Here is a 17767-nt window from a genome sequence, read left to right as displayed (position 1 = left end):
CTAATTGCAATCTAACTGAAATAACGAGATAAGTAGTCGAAACAATTCTGTGTAAAGAAACAGGAAGCAATTGCTAGGCAGTAGCCCTTATGCGAGTCTTGACAGTCGGCTTAAATGTTCTCTGGCAGAGCTTGGTAGGCTGTTGAAATCCTCCTTAAGGCAATACTGCGGACTATTTTGAGATAGGGATGCGATGCCTGCGGCCAGCAACGCTTACGCAGTAGAGCACAGAAGCGAAAAAAGTTAGTCGAATCGGATTTAAAAACAAACAGAAAAAAAAGCACTCTTTTAGGTTAAGCTAAAAAAACACACAACCTCTTCAGATTTACTGATGATTATTATTAAATCAATCTTACAACAAATACCAAGAATTAGTCAACCCAAAAGAAGTTTTTAGGGGTGTTATTTTCAGCTATTTGGCTCGTTTAGGGCAAAGTTAAATTTACAAATCTTAGTTGTCGTTATAGTTTTTTTTAAAAAGTGGAAGAACTGATAATCGTCACTTTCGCAAAGACTTTAACTTTCCACAATTTAATCAAGGCTGCTTAAACAGTGTCGGAACTATTTTTAAGGGAGCTCTGCCTGTCTAATTTTTGACAGATATTGAGTAGGAGAGATACGATGTGTTTAAACTGTATGAAATCTTCTAAGAGAAACGATTAAGCGTTGGCCAAATAAATGGATTTAACCCTCACCTTTGGCATTAAGGCAAATTCGGACGCTGGTTGCGGAACAGGCTCAATCCTATTCAATCGTCATTCGAGAGGGCAGCAAACAGCTTTTAGCTCAGTATTTTTAAGCGAGGTATAGTGTGTGAGTGATTTGGTAGATGAGGCTGCTCCTAAAAATTTATTTGCAGGCGATAGCGAGATGGCGATGCGGATACGATCGCACGATTGGTCGCAAACTTCACTGGGGGCGGTCGAAACCTGGTCGGACAGCCTGAAAACGGCTTGGCAAACCCTGTTGACCGAACTCGATCGCACTCAGCACCCGGAAAAGACGCAGCTAGAATCTAATCTTCTGCCGCAGGAGCGCCCATCAACAGATGCCTTGCGCCAAGCTGCCCAAGCCGATGCGTTTCGAGTCAGGCTCACCAATGCGCTACGCCCGCTGAGTGATGCCAATGAGATTCAGGCAACCGCTGCCCGCATTCTGGGGGATTCTCTAGGAGCAAGCCGCGTCATTTACATCGAAGTGTTACCCGGCGGCAAAGAGGTCATCGTTCATAAAAACTACACGAACGGCGTTGCCGAATTGAGTGGGCTGTACCGTCTGGAAGACTTCGGACGCAACCTGACAGACGACCATCGAGCGGGGCGAACAGCGATCGTTCCCGATGTGGCAAACAACCCTAAATACACAGCAAGCCAGAAGGCAAGTTATCAAGCGATTGATATTGCTGCACATATTGATGTGCCGCTGATCAAGAACGCTCGATTTGTCGCGTTGTTGGCGGTGCATCAGGCAAACCCTCGTCCGTGGAGGGAAGATGAGGTGAGACGAGTCGAGGAAACCGCAGAGCAGACGTGGGGAGCCATCGAGCGTGCCCGTGCCGAAGTCGCATTACGCCAGAGCCGCACCGAACTCGAACAGCAAGTGCGGAACTTCGATGCGATCGTAACTGCAATTCCCGATTTTATTTACACCTTTGATTTGGCGGGACGGTTCACGTATATCAGCCCGGGGTTGCTCGATCTTTGGCAGAAAACTTCGGATGAAGCTCTGGGAAAGAACTTTTTCGAGCTAGATTATCCAACCGATTTAGCGAGCAGACTTCAACATCAGATTCAACAAGTCATCGAGACGTGCCAGTTGCTCAAAGACGAAACGCCCTACACTAGCGCAATCGGGACGCGCACCTATGAATACATTTTCGTGCCACTTTTATGCATAAACGGTGCAGTAGAAGGAGTGGCAGGCGTGATGCGAGACATCACCGATCGCAAACGGGTAGAGCAAGCCTTGCGCCAAAGCGAGGAGCAGACTCGGAATATTCTGGAGAGCATCGCTGAAGCGTTTTTTGCCCTGGATGAAAACTGGCGGTTCACCTACGTCAATCGCTCTGCCGCGACACTGCTCGATCGCACTCCAAGGGGTTTGATTGGCAAGAATTTATGGGAAGAATATCCAGGACTGATTGGCAATGATTTGGAGCAGATTCACTGGATCGCCATGGGCGATCGTGTGGCTGCGTCAATGACCGCGTTTTACCCGGATCACGATCGTTGGTATGAAGTTCGCACCTACCCAGCGCCAAATGGCATCACCGTTTATTTCAACAATGTTACCGAGCAGATTCAAACTGCCGCAACCCTGCGTCAATCCGAAGAACGCTACCGCACTTTATTTGAGTCGATCGACCAAAGCTTTTGCCTCTGCGAAATGCTGTTTGACGAGAACGGTGAACCGATTGATTATCGCTTTCTGGAAGTCAATCCGATCTTTGAAAAGATGACGGGACTTCAGGATGCAGTCGGGAAAACGGTGCGGGAACTGGTTCCAGATCTGGAAGCGCACTGGTTTGATATCTATGGCAAAGTCGTGCAGACTGGTGAATCTGTGCGGTTTGAGAATCAATCCGCTGCGATGAATCAGTGGTTTGATGTCAACGCTTTTCGAGTCGGCGAACCGCAAAATCATCAGTTTGCCCTCTTGTTCACTGATACAAGCGAACGCAAACGGGCAGAAGAAATTTTGCAGCGAGCCGACGAATTCGATGCTTTCGGTGTTTCTCTGGCCGACGCGCTGCGTCCGCTTGCCGACCCAGTGGAGATTCAGGCTACTGCCAGCCGTGTGCTGGGTGAATATCTCGGCGCGAACCGGGTGGCGTACTTTGAGGTTCGCGGTGCTGATTACGTCGTTGAGCGTGATTACGTCAATGGAGCCTTAGGGATGGCTGGCAACTATTCGATTGATTCGTTCGGGCCGAAGCTGCTCGCAGCATACCGCAGTGGTCGCGCCGTGTCCGCATCTGATGTGGAAGCAGATCCCAACCTATCTCCAGATCAGCGATCGGCCTACGCCGCGATCGAGATTGGGGCATACATCGGCATACCCCTGGTCAAGGAGGGCGAGTTCGTAGCGGGGCTGGCAATCCACACATCCGAGCCGCGAGCCTGGACACTGGAGGAGGTGTCCCTGGCCGAAGAAGTGGCCGAGCGCACTTGGGCGGCAGTCGAACGCGCCCGCGCCGAAGCAGCCTTGCGAGACACTGAGGAGCTAAAGCAACGCATACTCCAAAGCAGCCAAGATTGCATTAAAGTCTTAACGCTCGATAGCGAAATTGTCTATATCAATCCAGGCGGATTCTGCTTGTTGGAAATCGACGATCCGTCACTCGTTCTAAACACCAGTTGGCAAGATATCTGGCAAGGTAAATATTATGAAAATGCCAAGGCGGCGATCGCGGCTGCCAAAGCGGGCAACGTCGGTCAGTTGCAAGGCTATCTTCCCACTTGCAAGGGCACACCAAAATGGTGGGACATCATTATCACACCCGTGCGGAATACCACTGGAGAAGTGACGCAACTTTTAGCAATTTCACGTGATATCACGAAGCAAAAGCAAGCTGAAACTGAACTGGAACGAATGCTGGCGCAAGAGCAAGTTGCACGAGAATCTGCAGATCGCGCCAACCGAATCAAAGATGAGTTTTTGGCGGTGCTGTCCCATGAATTGCGATCGCCACTCAATCCGATTCTCGGCTGGTCAAAACTATTGCAGCAGAGGAAATTGGACGCGGCAAAAACCGCAATGGCATTAGAGACGATCGAGCGTAACGCGCAACTCCAAGTGCAACTCATTGACGATTTGCTCGACATCTCTAGGATTTTGCGCGACAAACTGATTTTAACCGTGATGCCCGTCGATCTGAGTAAAGTCATCTCAGAAGCCCTAGAAACCGTTCGCTTGGCAGCAGAAGCGAAAGCCATTCAAATTGACACAACGATTTTACCCAGTGTTGGCATCGTAATCGGCGATGCTGGGCGCTTGCAGCAGGTGGTTTGGAATCTGTTGTCTAACGCAGTCAAATTCACACCTCAGCGGGGACAAGTCGCTATCACCCTCACTTTGGATGAAACCCACGCTCAAATTCAAGTTACCGATACTGGAAAAGGGATTCGCTCTGATTTCCTGCCCTATGTCTTCGAGCATTTCCGGCAAGAAGATGGAGCCACCACCCGCAAATTTGGCGGCTTGGGATTAGGACTGGCAATCGTGCAGCAAATTGTGCAATTGCACGGGGGAACAGTCGCGGTTGATAGCCAGGGTGAAGGACAAGGAGCTACGTTTACAGTTCGGCTTCCGCTGGCGCCTCGCTCTCAGGAATTGCCAGGGATCGAGCAGCCATCCGACTCAACCGCCGGAGATTTAAGCGGCATTCATGTCTTAGTCGTGGATGATGAGGCAGACTCACGCGAGTTTGTGGCGTTTGTTTTAGAACAAGCGGGGGCGATCGTCACCAGCGTTGCCTCTGCAACTAAAGCACTGCAAGCATTCTCCCAAGCGGTTCCAGAGATCGTTGTCAGTGATATTGGGATGCCAGAAATGGATGGCTATATGCTGATGCGTCACATTCGTACCCTGCCGCTTGAGCAAGGTGGACAAATTCCAGCGATCGCCCTCACAGCCTATGCTGGAGAGATGGATTTACAGCAAGCGATCGCCGCAGGCTTTCAACGTCACCTTGCCAAACCTATTGACCCAGATGCAGTGGTTGCGATCGTCACCGAATTAGCTAACCAGACGGGAATCCCCACACTATATCGCTTCGATTAGTGTGGGATGAAAGGCGCGTGAGACTCCTGATTCCACCCGTTGACCAATTCAAGACATAGTTTTGAACAGTAAATGGGTGGATGACGAGACGAACAATCTCTTTATTTAAGAAACCAACCTTGCTATTTAATAAATATAATTATTCACTCGCTTGACAAAGTGTAGTATTTTCTGGTTATTTTATAATAATAAATGCGTCAAGGTCGTAGCGCAATGAAGACAACATATCAGTACCAGTTCTATCCCGAAACCAAACAAAAGCTAACTCTCAACCAGTGGTTAAGAATCTGCCGTTATTGGTACAATCGCCAGCTAGGTGATCGTTTCGATTGGTGGGAGATGAACAGGACTACTGTAAACGCTTGTCCATTGATTGCTAGTATCTCGGCGCCTAGGGAAAAACCCAACTACTACTCGCAAAAGCAACAATTACCCGTCCTTAAGAAAGACTTGGTAAAAGTTTTTCATAGTGGTGAGCTGCTGGACTTTAAACAGGTAGACTCAACCATTCTGCAAGATGTTTCTAAGCGAGTAGATAAAGCCTTTGAGCGGTTTATCGCAGGGGATAGCAAGGGTGGGCGATCGGGTAGACCCCGATTCAAGACTGAAGCGGATTATCGCACGATGACTTTTTCTACGGCTAACAACGATTGGATTAAATTAATTCGCAAGAAGTGGATTTATATTCGATTGCCGAAGTTAGGAGTTGTAAAAATTAGGATGCACCGCTCAATTCCCGCTGGATTTACCATCAGGCAAGCTAGTGTTACTAGGAAGGTTGATGGTTGGTTTATTCAGTTAATGCTTGAAGATGCTTCTGTTCCGGAATTCACACCTGATAAAGTTAGCCCCACTTGGGATAACTCGGTGGGTTTGGATGCAGTGCTGCACGAAGATGTTTATTTGGCAACGTCGTCGGGTGAAAAGCTACCCTCGTTAAAACCACTTCGTACAAATCAAGCCAAGTTAGACCGGATTTCTAGGAAGCGAAACAAGCGGAAACGAGGCTCTAGAGCTAGACGCAAATTAGCCAAAAAAGAAGCTAAACAGCACCAAAAGATAGCTCGTTATCGTCAAGATTTTCATTACAAGACGGCTCACCGATTAGTACGCTCAGGAGCTAAATTCTTTTTTCATGAAGACTTGAACCTCAAGGGCTTAACAAAACGGAACAAAGTTAAGCAGGATAATGAAGGGACTTACCTTCCGAACGGTCAATCAGCCAAATCAAGACTGAATAAATCTTGGTTGGACGCTGCATTTGGTCAATTTTTTAAGACGCTGGAATACATAGCCGAAAAAGCTGGATCAGTCGTCGTTCCGCAAAAACCTGCTTACAGCTCAATGGTTCTGTGCTATCGGAATGAAATCGTTTTCACCGATTGTAGCTTTCGAGGCTATTGGGATGAACAGCATTCTTTGATGGTCGATCGCGATATTAACGCTTCGATTAATTTGAAGAAACTGGGGTTGGGCATTTTCCCCAGTATAAAACGCCGTAACGGGAATCTTTCTGTAGTAGGAACTATGGATGACAGTACCGCAAAGGAAATCTTGTATACCCTTCATCGGGCTGCAAGAAGCCCACGTCATACTGTACTCAGTTGATGTGGGAGTATGTCACTATGCTCTTGTAGTTAATTTAGTAATTAAACAATATAGTCAGCCCGAGTTTTGCCGTGGTATTCACCGACAATACCCAAAGCCTTTTCAAGTAGATCGGGCGCTACCCAGAAAAGAGTTATATCCACTACATACCAAACCACTCAAATTTTTATCGCCCAACCACGGCGGTACATTCCATACAAAATTAACCACCAAAATAAGACCGCAGTCACGGCAAATGCTAGGGAACCATTCAGCGGTCCCGCCCACGGCAAAAACCAGTTCTCGTAAATCCAAGTGTAGGTACTTGGAGCATTTTCACCAGTACCGATATGGGTTTTTAGAAGAATTCTGGCGACAATACCGGAAGCAACAAACAGGAAAATAGCATTCAATCCCATGATTTCAAACGGTCTCCCCCATTTCCAACCTCGCACTTCTATTGTTTCGTAGCAAGCTGCTAGCAATAGCAACGCCCAACCAGCAGTAAACACTACATAGGAACTTGTCCACAGTTGTTTGTTGATCGGAAATAAAAATCCCCACAAGTGGCCGATTACCACGCAACTGAGGCCGCAGATTGCTAAGTTTAAACTGGTGCGGGTTTTGATTTGCTGCACGCGCAGCCATTCTCCGGTAAAGTAGCCGATCAGGACTGTGACAACTGCGGGTAAGGTACTCAACAATCCTTCGGGGTCGAAGGGGCCGCCTTTGTACAGGTGTTGGCTACCGAGAATTAGCCGATCGACATATCCTCCTAAATTTCCTTCTGGCGTGAGTTCGCCGGCAGTGTACCCCCCTACAGCAAACACGGTTAAGGCAGCCCAATAGCCCAAAAGTACGGCAACTGCGAGCAGTTTTTGATTGCGGGGGGAAAGGTTGAGAATGGCGATCGCACTGATGAAATAAGCTAAGCCGATGCGCTGCAATACTCCCATGATGCGGATTTTACCGAAGTTTTCAAGCGGGGCGCTGTTGAGAAGTACGTCAAGGGCGATCGAAGATGTATTTAGCAGCAATCCTAATATAAATAAAATCGCGGCGCGGCGCGCAATTCGGCAGTAAATATTTGAAGAAGGAAGAAGGAATAAGGAAGAAGGAAGAGGGTTTTTGGCGAATTCTGATTTTTGCTTTATTTGTGTAATTTTTGAGGTTTCTATTCCGGTTTTTGGATAATTTTGAATATATTTAGACAGCGAGAAAGACATCGCGCAGCCAACGATGAACAAGAAAAACGGAAATATTAAGTCTGTCGGGGTGCAGCCGTGCCATTCTGCGTGCTCTAGCGGTGGATACACCTGTTCCCAACTACCGGGGTTGTTGACTAGAATCATCGAGGCGATCGCAATTCCGCGAAAAACATCAAGGGATTTTAAGCGCATGGGAGAGAAGAGAGAAGGAAGAGGGAACAGCGAAGACAGAAAAACTACTAATTACCAATTATCAATTACCTATTACCCATTAACTAAATTTCTATTCCTTCCAGAGTCATAATGACTGCATTCTTCATCAACATCTCGCAGCGTTCTGCATAAAAAGATGCGGCCTTATCATACTTATTGATTTGCAAAACGCGCAGAAACATTTGCCTTGCTTGCGCGAATTGCTGCTGGTAGTGAAAAAAAATCCCCTGTTCAAAATAAGTTTGAGTTTGTGCTTTTAGTTCGATCATTGCCGCCGAGTCGCCATCGTAAATTTCAAATACAGCAACAGGTGTTTGTTTTCCTTTGACTTGAACGCGATCGAGAAATCGGCACTTGTAATGTTGAGGATCGTCTATCCGGCAAAGGGTTTGGACGCTAGCTACAATAGCCACCCCATAAAGCTTTGTCAATCCTTCCACGCGGGAAGCTAAATTAACGGCATCAGAAATCACCGTACTTTCCATTCGTTCCGCTTCGCCAATCGTACCTAACATTAAAGTCCCCGTATGCAAACCAATCCCTATCGAAATAGGTTGATATCCACTGTTTTGCCTGTGTTTGTTATAAATTTTCACTTGCTGCTGCATCTCAATTGCTGCTTGCACAGCATCTTCAGCCCTGTTAGGAAACAAAGCCATAATCCCGTCACCAATGTATTTATCTATAAAACCGTTGTACTCGCGGATAACTGGGCCAACTCGGCTTAAGTAAGAGTTAATAAATTCAAAGTTTTCTCGGGGAGACATACTTTCTGACAGACTTGTAAATGAGCGAATGTCGGCAAACATAATCGTCATTTCTGCTTGTACAGAGTCTCCTAGTCTGGCATCAACTATGCTTTCTCTTTTGAGAAACTTCAAAAATTCACGGGGTACAAAACGGGCTGATGCGGCTGCAATTTTTTCTAGTTCGCTTTTGCTGGATTCGATTTGATTGAGCGATCTAAATGCTCTCAGTGCGGTGACTACTGTGGTAAATAATTTTTTGTTAGTAAGTTCTGTTTTGGTTTTGTAATCATTGATATCGTAGCTGACAATTACTACATCTTCTGGTACTTGTCCGGGCTGTCCAGTGCGTAAAATAATTCGCACAATTTGATTATTTAAAATATCGCGGATGTATTTAACTACTTCCAAGCCTGCTTCTTCTGTTTCCATAACTACATCGAGTAAAATCAATGCTATGTCGTAGTTATTTTGGATTATTTCTTTAGCTTCTTTCCCTGAGTAAGCGCTGATAAACGTTATACTTTTTCCTTCAAATTTAAAATCGTTTAACGCTAGTTTAGTAATATTGTGAATTTCTATTTCATCATCTACAATTAATATTTTCCAACTGTCTTCTAGCGGTTTTTGTTCCGCCTCGTCTTCTTCTGCAAATATTAATTCATCGTCGCCCGCCGCGATTAATTCCTCATCGCCTGCAGCCAACAGGTTTTTACTAGCTTCTGACATATATCGTTCTCCTATATAAAACTTATATCCATGTTGGCGGTCTAATAACTAATTGCTCATTTTAGCGGGAAATTCAATTATAAATTTTGTGCCTTTATTTACTTGACTTGTGCAGTTAATTGTGCCTTTTAGTTTTTGAGTAACAAGGTTATAAATAATGTGCAGTCCCAATCCCGTGCCTCCCTGACCTCTTTTGGTAGTAAAAAACGGTTCAAAAATTTTACTTAGATTTTCTGGGTCAATTCCTTTGCCGTTATCGGCATATTCAAATATTAGCCGATCGCCCTCTAGTTTGAAATCAAAAGCCAGAACGCCTTCGTCTTCTCCATCGTAAGCGTGAATTAGGGAATTCAACACCAGATTTGTCACAATTTGACACACTACGCCCGGGTAACTGTCCACTACAATATTTTCATCACACTTAATCTCTATTTTGTGCTTAGTTCTTCTTAGTTTGGCTGTTAAGGATGTCAAAATTTCCTCTAGATAGTTTTTAACATTAAACGTGCGTTTTAACTCGCTCGACTGATCTACAGCTACTTCTTTAAAACTGTGAATCAAGTCGGCTGCCCGCGTGAGGTTAGATAAGATCATATTACTGCTTTGCACGGCGGTATCAAGAAACTTTTCTAACTCGGAACGTTTTATTTGGCCGTTACTGTAAACCTCAAAAAACTTTGTGGCTTTTTCAGCAAGCAGGGAGGCGGCGGTGATGCCGATGCCGATGGGAGTATTGATTTCGTGGGCAACACCTGCAACCAACCCGCCGAGGGCAGCCATTTTTTCCGACTCTACCAGTTTATTTTGAGCCGATTTTAAGTCTTCTAAAGTTTGGGAGAGCTCGGAGGTACGCTGCTGTACTAAATTTTCGAGATTCTGATTGAATTGGTGCAAGTTCGCGTAAAGTTGGGCATTTTCGATGGAGATAGAAATTTGAGAAGACAGCAGTTTTAATATTTCTAACCTGTCTTGTGTAAAAGCGCCTGTAGTCAGATTGTTTTCTAAATATAGAATGCCAGTGAGTTGGCTTTGATTAATTAACGGAGTGCAAAGAATTGATTTAGGTTGAACAGCCATTATATAGGGTGTGCGAGTAAATTGTCCTTCGCGGCTGGCATCGTTTAAAACGATACTTTGCTGGGTGCGGGCGACGTAATTCACAACTGCAACTGCCACCAAAGTTACTTCTCGATCGTCGGCTACAAAATCTATCGGAATTGATTGCATGACAGCAACGCGATCGACATCTACAGAGCCTGAGGCTTCAATCACCCATTGACCCTCTTTTTCTAGTATTAAAAAGCCTGTTTGCGCCCCCGCATTTTCAATAACAATTTTCATCATTTTTGCCAGCAGTTTGTCTAGAACTATTTCGCCGGCTAAGGTTTGCGATGCTTTAACTGCTGTGGTCAAGTCTAGCACGCCTGCACTGTCGTTCGTAGTGGAAGCGCTGCTGGTAGATTTGTGAGTTTCAATATTAGTTGAAATCGAGCCTGAAGTTAGCAAGTGCGAGTATTTCGATTCTAAATGCGCTGCTTTGGCTGTTGCTCCCCAGCGCTGATAGCAATAACGCGCTTCTGTCAAGTAAGTTTTAGAACTTTTTTCTCGTCCTATCGATAGATAAAATGCTCCTGCCAATTCTGCTGCTAGTGCTTGGACTTGTATGTATCCGTTTTCTTGGGCTCCTTCAATTGCGCGATCGTAATATTCCATTGCTCTCACAACATTGCCCAAAACCCGCGCTTTTTCTGCCGTAAGTAAGTCGCATTTATGCTGAAGATTCATGGGCGCCCAAAGTGCTTTTTGTTGCAGTTTCTTCCGGTTACTGACAGCGTAAAAAATATGCTCTTCTTGTTCCTCATTGGTCGCAGATGGATAGGCTGCAAGGCGGGCTAGAGAATCGTAAAACTGGTATTCAGAAACATTAATAAAGCCTGCAACTCCGTCTAAATATACTTCTGCTTGCGCCGCATTTTCTAGCGCTGTAGCGGTATCCCCAAATAAATACGCTAGTATTAATTTTTGCACATAAAAGTGCTGTAGCCCCACCCGATCGTTAGCTTTCAACAGCAGCGACAACAATTTTTCTTCGCTGTATGCTTCATCTAATATAAGGTGTGGACTTTCCAATTTCCCCATCAATTCCAAAATAGTTTGCCGATATATTTGATTCCAATTCAAGACAGTTTCTTGCTTGAGTTGAAACAGCAAATGGTTGTAACTTACCATTCTCCGTTCCAGTTGGGGCAATTCTTGACCGATGAAATACAAAGACTGACAAATATTTACTGCTGCATATCCGACACATTCTAAATCCCCATTTTCTAGCGCGCTTTGATAGGCGTCCTCTAATAGCGGCAAAGAGTCTTTAACGTGATGCTTGCCGTTCATCAAAATGAATGCTACTAAATTAAGCGTTTTGCTTTTGAATTCTAACGCATTTAATCTCTCGCTCAAATTTAAAGCTAATTGACCAAAGCGATCGCCAGATTCAATATCTCTAACTATTCCTTTTAAAATTGCTCCGTAATTAGCATAGCCGAAGGCAGAAAAAGTAGAGTTTCCGTAATTAATAGATAAATTCACTTGCTCGCACACAATCAGTGGCAGCAGCACCGGTTCAACTATAAATGTAGCTGAAAACATACTGGAAAGCACGCGCATAGTTGCTAGCTTGTGCGGATTTGTCATAATCGGCAAGTTAATTAAATCTTCTATTTTCTTTCCTGTTAAATAAGCTGCGGTTTTAGCCAGTGCTTGCTGAATGTGGAGGGGAATCGGCGATTCTGGAAAGTTTATTCCTAACATTTTTAGTGCTTCGCGACCAATTTTTACCGATTCTTGGAGTTTGGCTTGCATCGCACAAGCTATGATTCTGATTTCAAATACTTTGATTTTGTCTAGTTCATTTTTTGCGTGTTGCAGGACAATTCTCGCCCATTTTTCCATTGGCTCAAAGTCGGTATTGAGGTAAGCAGCTTCTGCTGCTGACTCGTAGAGTGCAAGAGTCAATTCGTAGTCAGTTTCCCAACTTTCCGGGGGCAGCAGTTCAATACCTGCGGTTAAATATTTCAGGGCAAGTTCGTAAGCTGCACTTGCTTTTGCTTTGCGGCCTGCAATTAAATTTAATTTGCATAAATGAAGTTGTTCTAATTGGCTGGTGATGATTTCTTTGGCAAAATTTAGTTGGTTTACGGTATCGAAAATATGCTCTTCTAATTGCTCTGGTGGTGCATTGCGTAATAAAAAACTGCCTATTTTTAGATGAATTTCTTGTTTTTGAGAATCGGATATTAAAGCATAAGCTGCTTGCTGCACTCGCTCATGCAAAAATTTGTAAGTTGCGCTCAAAATATCAGCCACTGGCAGGGAAAATTTATCGGTAAAGTCTCTAGATATTGTGTCTGTTACTTCTGTGCTTGCTGCTAGTGCGATCGGAATTTTGTAGGCGTTATTCACGAGCAAAATCAGACCGGACTGAAGTGCCTCACCGAGGTCGGTTGCTGCGGACGCCAGAGGTTTTTCGGCGATTGTCGAGAGAGTTTTTAAATCAAATTTGTTTCCGATACAAGCGGCTACTTTAAGCAGTTCCTGGGTAGCCTCTGAAAGTTTCTGAATGTTATCTATCATTAATTCGACAACATTGTCAGTTATTCCCATTTCTTGTATTTGTTCGATATCCCACTGCCACTCGCCTGTGATATGGCATTTTTTCACAATTTGCTCTGAGATTGGTTGCGCTAAGCCCGACAGGTTAGATTTAGCTAGCTTGACCAAATTATTCGAGGGTGAAAGTTTAAAGTAAATTAAGTTTTTTGAGTTAAGAAATTTAATCAATTGAGTTAAAAAGAAGGGATTTCCAGCGGTTTTTCGGAAAAGCAATTCTGCTAAACTTAGGGATTTTTCTGGGGCGCAGTTCAAAGTATCGGCAACGAATTGGTTGACGCTGCTTATATCTAACGGCGGAAGGGCGATCGCCCTCACAGTTCCGCCTGCTTTTTTAATTGCTTCGGCGGTCAGCATTAGGGGATGATTTGCATCTACTTCCTGCTCTCTATAAGCTCCAATTATTAATAAATATTGAGTTTCTAGGTCAGTTGCTACCAGTTCTATTAACTTGAGAGATGCTGAATCGACCCACTGCAAGTCGTCGAGGAAAATTACTAGGGGGTGTTCTTTTTGAGCAAAAACGCGGATGAAGTTTTGAAATACTAAATTAAAGCGATTTTGAGATTCATTTGCTCCTAAATCGGGCACGGGGGGCTGCGGCCCGACAATCAGTTCTACTTCAGGAATAGCTTCAATAATTACTTGGCAGTTGCCGCCGAGTGCTTTTAAAATTTTTTGTTTCCAAACATGAATTTGTGCGGCATTCTCTGTGAAAATTTGCCGTAACAAATCTTGAAAAGCTTGGAGCAAAAAAGCGTAGGGAATATCGCGCTTAAATTGCTCAAATTTGCTGTCAATAAAATACCCGTTTTCCCGCCGAATCGGCTTGTAAACTTCATATACTAACGACGATTTGCCCACACCTGCACCACCAGAAATCAGCACGATTTCTGTATTGCCTCGCCTCATCCGCTGGAAAATACTGAGAAGCATATTAACTTCTGCTTCTCGCCCGTAAAATTTTTGCGAAATTTGCAGGTGACTTGACTGATCATGTTCGCCGAGGGTTATGTGGGAAATTTTGCCTGTTGTTTGCAGTTGAGCGAGACAATTTTCCAAGTCGTACAAAAGTCCGAAAGCACTTTGATACCTGTCTTCGGCTGTTTTTGCTAAGAGTTTTATGACGATATCGGAAACGACTTGAGGAATCTCTTTGGTTCCTACTTGATTGATTCTGCCTTCGATGCTTCTGTTTTCTACTTTTTGCTTTCTGTTTTCACAAGGGGAAACTGGCGTTTTAGCAATATGGCAGTGTACTAATTCCATGGGATCGATCGCCTGAAAAGGCAATTCGCCACACAGCATTTCGTAAAAGGTGACGCCTAAAGAATAAAAATCGGTGCGGTAGTCGATCGCCCGATTCATGCGTCCCGTTTGTTCAGGAGACATATAGGCGAGAGTGCCTTCGAGTAAATGGGGATGGCTGGGGGCGGGGTTTTCGCCCGGTAGCAGGGAGGCGATCGCAAAATCAGCAATCTTGACATCTCCTGTCTCGATATTGACAATAATATTGCTGGGTTTAATATCTTTGTGAATAATGTGGTGTTCGTGAAGTTGCCCAATAGTTTCTGCTAGTTTGATGCCAATATGCAGAAATTGTTGTAACTCTAGCTGGTTGTTGCTGAGAAAGTCTTTTAGGGAAATGCCACCAAAATCTTCTAAAACTAAAACAGGAAAGTGATTGTATGTTTCTATTTTGTAAAGCTTGACTATTCCGGGCAAACTCAAATTTTTAAGAATTTCGGATTCGTGCAGGAGTTGGGATATTTGCGCTGGGGTAGGGTATGTCGGCGTGAGAGTTTTGAGGATAACTGGTTTTTCTTCCTCAAGCTGCATCCCTCGATAAATAACTGTGTGAGGGTTTGTATAAAGTTCTTCGTCAATGCGGTATCCAGGGATAGAAATCATGATATTTGGGGTAATTTTAAATATCTGGTTAGACAATTTTAAATGTTAGATTGGGAATAATTGATGACATAAGGTTTTGCATCAGACCTACAGTTGCATTCTTTTTTGCCACAAGTATTATTAAGTAAGTGGAAATACACATCGCGAGCGAGTGTGGTTTTTACGGCAGTAAACTGGCTACTATTATATAGCTGAGCTAAATCCCTCCCCAAAGGGCCCTCCTAGATACTTTTTTTGTCGCTTATTTACTTATCTATATTTTAGTCTTCAAAAAATCAGAAGTCGCACTTTGCTATCCCGCCAGTGGCAAAATAAATGGGTGCTTGCAAATCAACAGCTAAAATCTAAAAAAATCATGCAGAATATAACTGCCTCAAATCCAGCTAATGCGACCGATCGCGCTTTTGGCACCGCAGACATTCAATTGCTGGTAGTGGATATAGACGGCACGATCGCAGGTTTGTCAAATACCATCCGAGAACCAGTCAAGCAGGCAATTTTGGCGGCCGAGTCGCGGGGAGTGAAAGTGGCCGTCGCTACGGGCAGGATGTACCGCTCAGCTTTGCGTTTTCACCGCGACATCGGCTCAACATTGCCGCTGATTTGCTACCAGGGCGCGTGGATTCAAGATCACGCTACTCAAAAACGGCTGCGGCACTTGCCGCTGTCGAAACAAACTGCTCTGCAACTGTTAGATTATTTTGAAGAACCGCATTTGCGACCGCTCCTTTCGATCCATTTCTACATTGAGGATCAACTTTACGTGCCGGAAATTACCGCAGCTACCCGAATTTATGCCGAACGATCGGGCATTGAACCAATGGTGATTAAAGATTTGCGGCGAGATCTTCCGGGGGAACCGACGAAAGTGTTGGCATTGTGCGAGAATCCGGGGGTACTCGACGGCTTGCTCAGCAGTATGCGGCAGCGCTACACGCCTGCGGAGCTTTATTTGACTCGATCCGTTGCTACTTTTTTTGAAGCTACGCATCCTTTGGCGAATAAGGGAGATGCGGTGCAGTATTTAGCGGAGGAACTTTTGGGTTTGCAGGCGGCGAATGTGATGGCGATCGGCGACAATTTTAATGATGTAGAAATGATTGCCTACGCGGGTGTGGGCGTGGCAATGGGCAATGCTCCTGATGCGGTGAAGGCTGCTGCTGATTGGGTGGCGCCGGATGTGGAGGAAGATGGGGTGGCGGCTGCGATCGAACAATTTGTTTTGGGCGATCGTTGATATTTGTAGCACGAATACCGCAGGGGCGGGTTTAGCGACATTTGGAAAAAATGTATATCAACTCGCCCCGACCCAGCGACAATTTATTATTATATAACTCTCTAGTTTTGAGTTCTATGCAATCAAATTTTGATTATAAAAAAAATCCACAATTTCGGATTTTTCGAGATTAAGTCCAGTCAATTACTTTGTTTGCAACATCCGAATATTTATTTAACGAACCGCGAAGACGCTAAAAACGCGTTCGGCGAAGCCGTTCCCGAAGGGTAGGAAGAAATGAAGAAAGCGGGGCGGGCTTACAGATCTTCTGGATGTGAATTTATAGATAATTTCAAACTCTTAAAAATGGGTTCCAACAGAAAGAGCACCGACGACTGGCCGTGTTTCGTCTCGGTGCTCTTACTGGTTCGCTCCTCACACGTCCATCAATATAGCTGACTCAGTAAATTGTGTCAATACTTTTTACAAAAATTGTTTTTTGAGTCGGCTGCTGCCGGGATGCTGGTGCGGTGGAGCGAGGTAGAACCTTTGGAAGGCAAGGGTTTTGCTCGATCGCCCAAGGGTTGGATTCAGCATAAAAATTTTACTTCACTTCCAGCAGCCAGTCCAAAATCAGAGCGTTGACTTCACTCGGCCGCTCGTCGTGGGGACAGTGGCCTGTGTTGGGAATGGAAACAAATTTCACTGGTTTATCGTTGGCGGCCAATTGTTGATAAATTTGGCTGCCGGCGATTGGCGTCCAGGGGTCGTCTGCGCCCCAAAGTACCAATAACGGACGATCGACTTTGGGCAGCAATTCTGACGGTTGAGGGCCTGGAGGGGCAGTGAGAATCGAGGCAAACACTTGTTGAGCTCCGGGCTCGCAGGAGGGGGCGTGGAGGAGTTCTACGAGTTCGTCGGTGATGGCTTCGCGGTTCCCGTAGACTTGGCGCAGGGTGTTGCGGATGCGGTGTTTTTGGCGGATGTTGTTGAACATAAATGGGCCGATCAGGGGCGATCGAACTAATTTAGTAAAAGTCCCCATTACTACTCGCAGCGGGAAATTCAGTTCGTCGGGCCGGTGGTTGAGTCCGCCAGCACAGTTGATTAAGACTGCGCCGGCTGATATTTCTGGATGGTTGGCGACTACCATCAAACTCAGCAAAGCGCCGATCGAATTCCCGACAAATACCGCCGGTTCCTGTACCAGATCCGCCCAGAAATCAGTCAGCAATTCTTCCCACAATTCCAGAGTGTAATCTAGGGCTGGTTTGGCGGAAGCACCGAATCCCAGCAAGTCCAGCGCAAATACGCGATAGCCGCCGGCCGCTAGTGGGGGGATATTTTGCCGCCAATGTCCGATCGAAGCCCCAAATCCGTGAATCAAGATCAGAGGGCGGCCGGTTCCTTGGACGGTATATTGGATTTTGTGACCTTTCCAAGTCCAAATTAGCTTTTCAAAACTCGTTGCAGATACTAATTGTTGTGCAGTCACGGCTATTATGTAAAGTTTCGTTAACTACTTTCATCATAGCAGAAGTCAGTAGTCAGTAGTCAGTAGTCAGTAGTCATGAATTATTGGTTATGTGTTATGTGTTATTGGTTATTGGTTATTGGTTATTGGTTATTGGTTATTTGTTATTGGTTATTTGTTATTTGTTGTAATACCCCATGCCCAATGCCCCATGCCCAATGCCCCATGCCCAATG

Annotated in this window: 7 protein-coding genes; 3 read left to right on the top strand and 4 right to left on the bottom strand. The window is 45.1% G+C overall.

Translation table 11 applies throughout. The features are described from left to right. The first annotated feature begins 870 nt into the window (after positions 1-870). Positions 871-4782: a PAS domain-containing protein gene (locus tag QUA62_RS09720; RefSeq protein ID WP_445301652.1), complete on the top strand. Its 3912-nt coding sequence runs from the start codon at positions 871-873 to the stop codon at positions 4780-4782. Positions 4783-4995: 213 nt separating this feature from the next. Continuing rightward, a complete protein-coding gene (locus QUA62_RS09715; RefSeq protein WP_333403614.1) occupies positions 4996-6390 on the top strand; it encodes a transposase in 1395 nt (464 codons plus the stop codon). Between the two features lie 158 nt (positions 6391-6548). Here the strand turns inward: QUA62_RS09715 and QUA62_RS09710 are convergent, their stop codons facing one another. The 3 genes from QUA62_RS09710 to QUA62_RS09700 form a co-directional block, all read right to left on the bottom strand. Further along, entirely contained in the window at positions 6549-7769 is a 1221-nt protein-coding gene (locus tag QUA62_RS09710) for a heparan-alpha-glucosaminide N-acetyltransferase domain-containing protein (protein ID WP_333403613.1), read from the bottom strand. A gap of 83 nt (positions 7770-7852) precedes the next feature. Next, positions 7853-9265, bottom strand: a complete 1413-nt coding sequence (locus QUA62_RS09705) for an adenylate/guanylate cyclase domain-containing protein (RefSeq protein WP_333403612.1) — start codon at positions 9263-9265, stop codon at positions 7853-7855. Between the two features lie 48 nt (positions 9266-9313). Next, entirely contained in the window at positions 9314-14842 is a 5529-nt protein-coding gene (locus QUA62_RS09700; RefSeq protein ID WP_333403610.1) for an ATP-binding sensor histidine kinase, read from the bottom strand. A 355-nt stretch (positions 14843-15197) separates the two neighbouring features. Here QUA62_RS09700 and QUA62_RS09695 point away from each other — a divergent pair, with 355 nt between their 5' ends. Beyond that, the gene (locus QUA62_RS09695) at positions 15198-16079 is read left to right on the top strand and encodes a Cof-type HAD-IIB family hydrolase (protein ID WP_333281157.1); all 882 of its coding nucleotides are present in this window, start codon (positions 15198-15200) and stop codon (positions 16077-16079) included. Between the two features lie 583 nt (positions 16080-16662). Here the strand turns inward: QUA62_RS09695 and QUA62_RS09690 are convergent. Further along, on the bottom strand, positions 16663-17553 hold the full coding sequence (locus tag QUA62_RS09690; RefSeq protein ID WP_333403608.1) for an alpha/beta fold hydrolase: 891 nt from the start codon (positions 17551-17553) through the stop codon (positions 16663-16665). Between the last annotated feature and the right edge of the window lie 214 nt (positions 17554-17767).

This window comes from Microcoleus sp. MON1_C1, from assembly GCF_036701945.1.
In the GTDB taxonomy this organism is placed as follows: Bacteria; Cyanobacteriota; Cyanobacteriia; order Cyanobacteriales; family Microcoleaceae; genus Microcoleus.
The sequence above is the reverse complement of the archived record's forward strand: the minus strand, read 5'-3'. Positions and strand labels throughout refer to the sequence as shown.

Excerpts from the sequence above, each read along its gene's own strand:
- QUA62_RS09720 (WP_445301652.1), top strand. The coding sequence starts at position 871 with ATGGCGATGCGGATACGATCGCACGATTGGTCGCAAACTTCACTGGGG.
- QUA62_RS09715 (WP_333403614.1), top strand. The coding sequence starts at position 4,996 with ATGAAGACAACATATCAGTACCAGTTCTATCCCGAAACCAAACAAAAG.
- QUA62_RS09710 (WP_333403613.1), bottom strand. The coding sequence starts at position 7,769 with ATGCGCTTAAAATCCCTTGATGTTTTTCGCGGAATTGCGATCGCCTCG.
- QUA62_RS09705 (WP_333403612.1), bottom strand. The coding sequence starts at position 9,265 with ATGTCAGAAGCTAGTAAAAACCTGTTGGCTGCAGGCGATGAGGAATTA.
- QUA62_RS09700 (WP_333403610.1), bottom strand. The coding sequence starts at position 14,842 with ATGATTTCTATCCCTGGATACCGCATTGACGAAGAACTTTATACAAAC.
- QUA62_RS09695 (WP_333281157.1), top strand. The coding sequence starts at position 15,198 with ATGCAGAATATAACTGCCTCAAATCCAGCTAATGCGACCGATCGCGCT.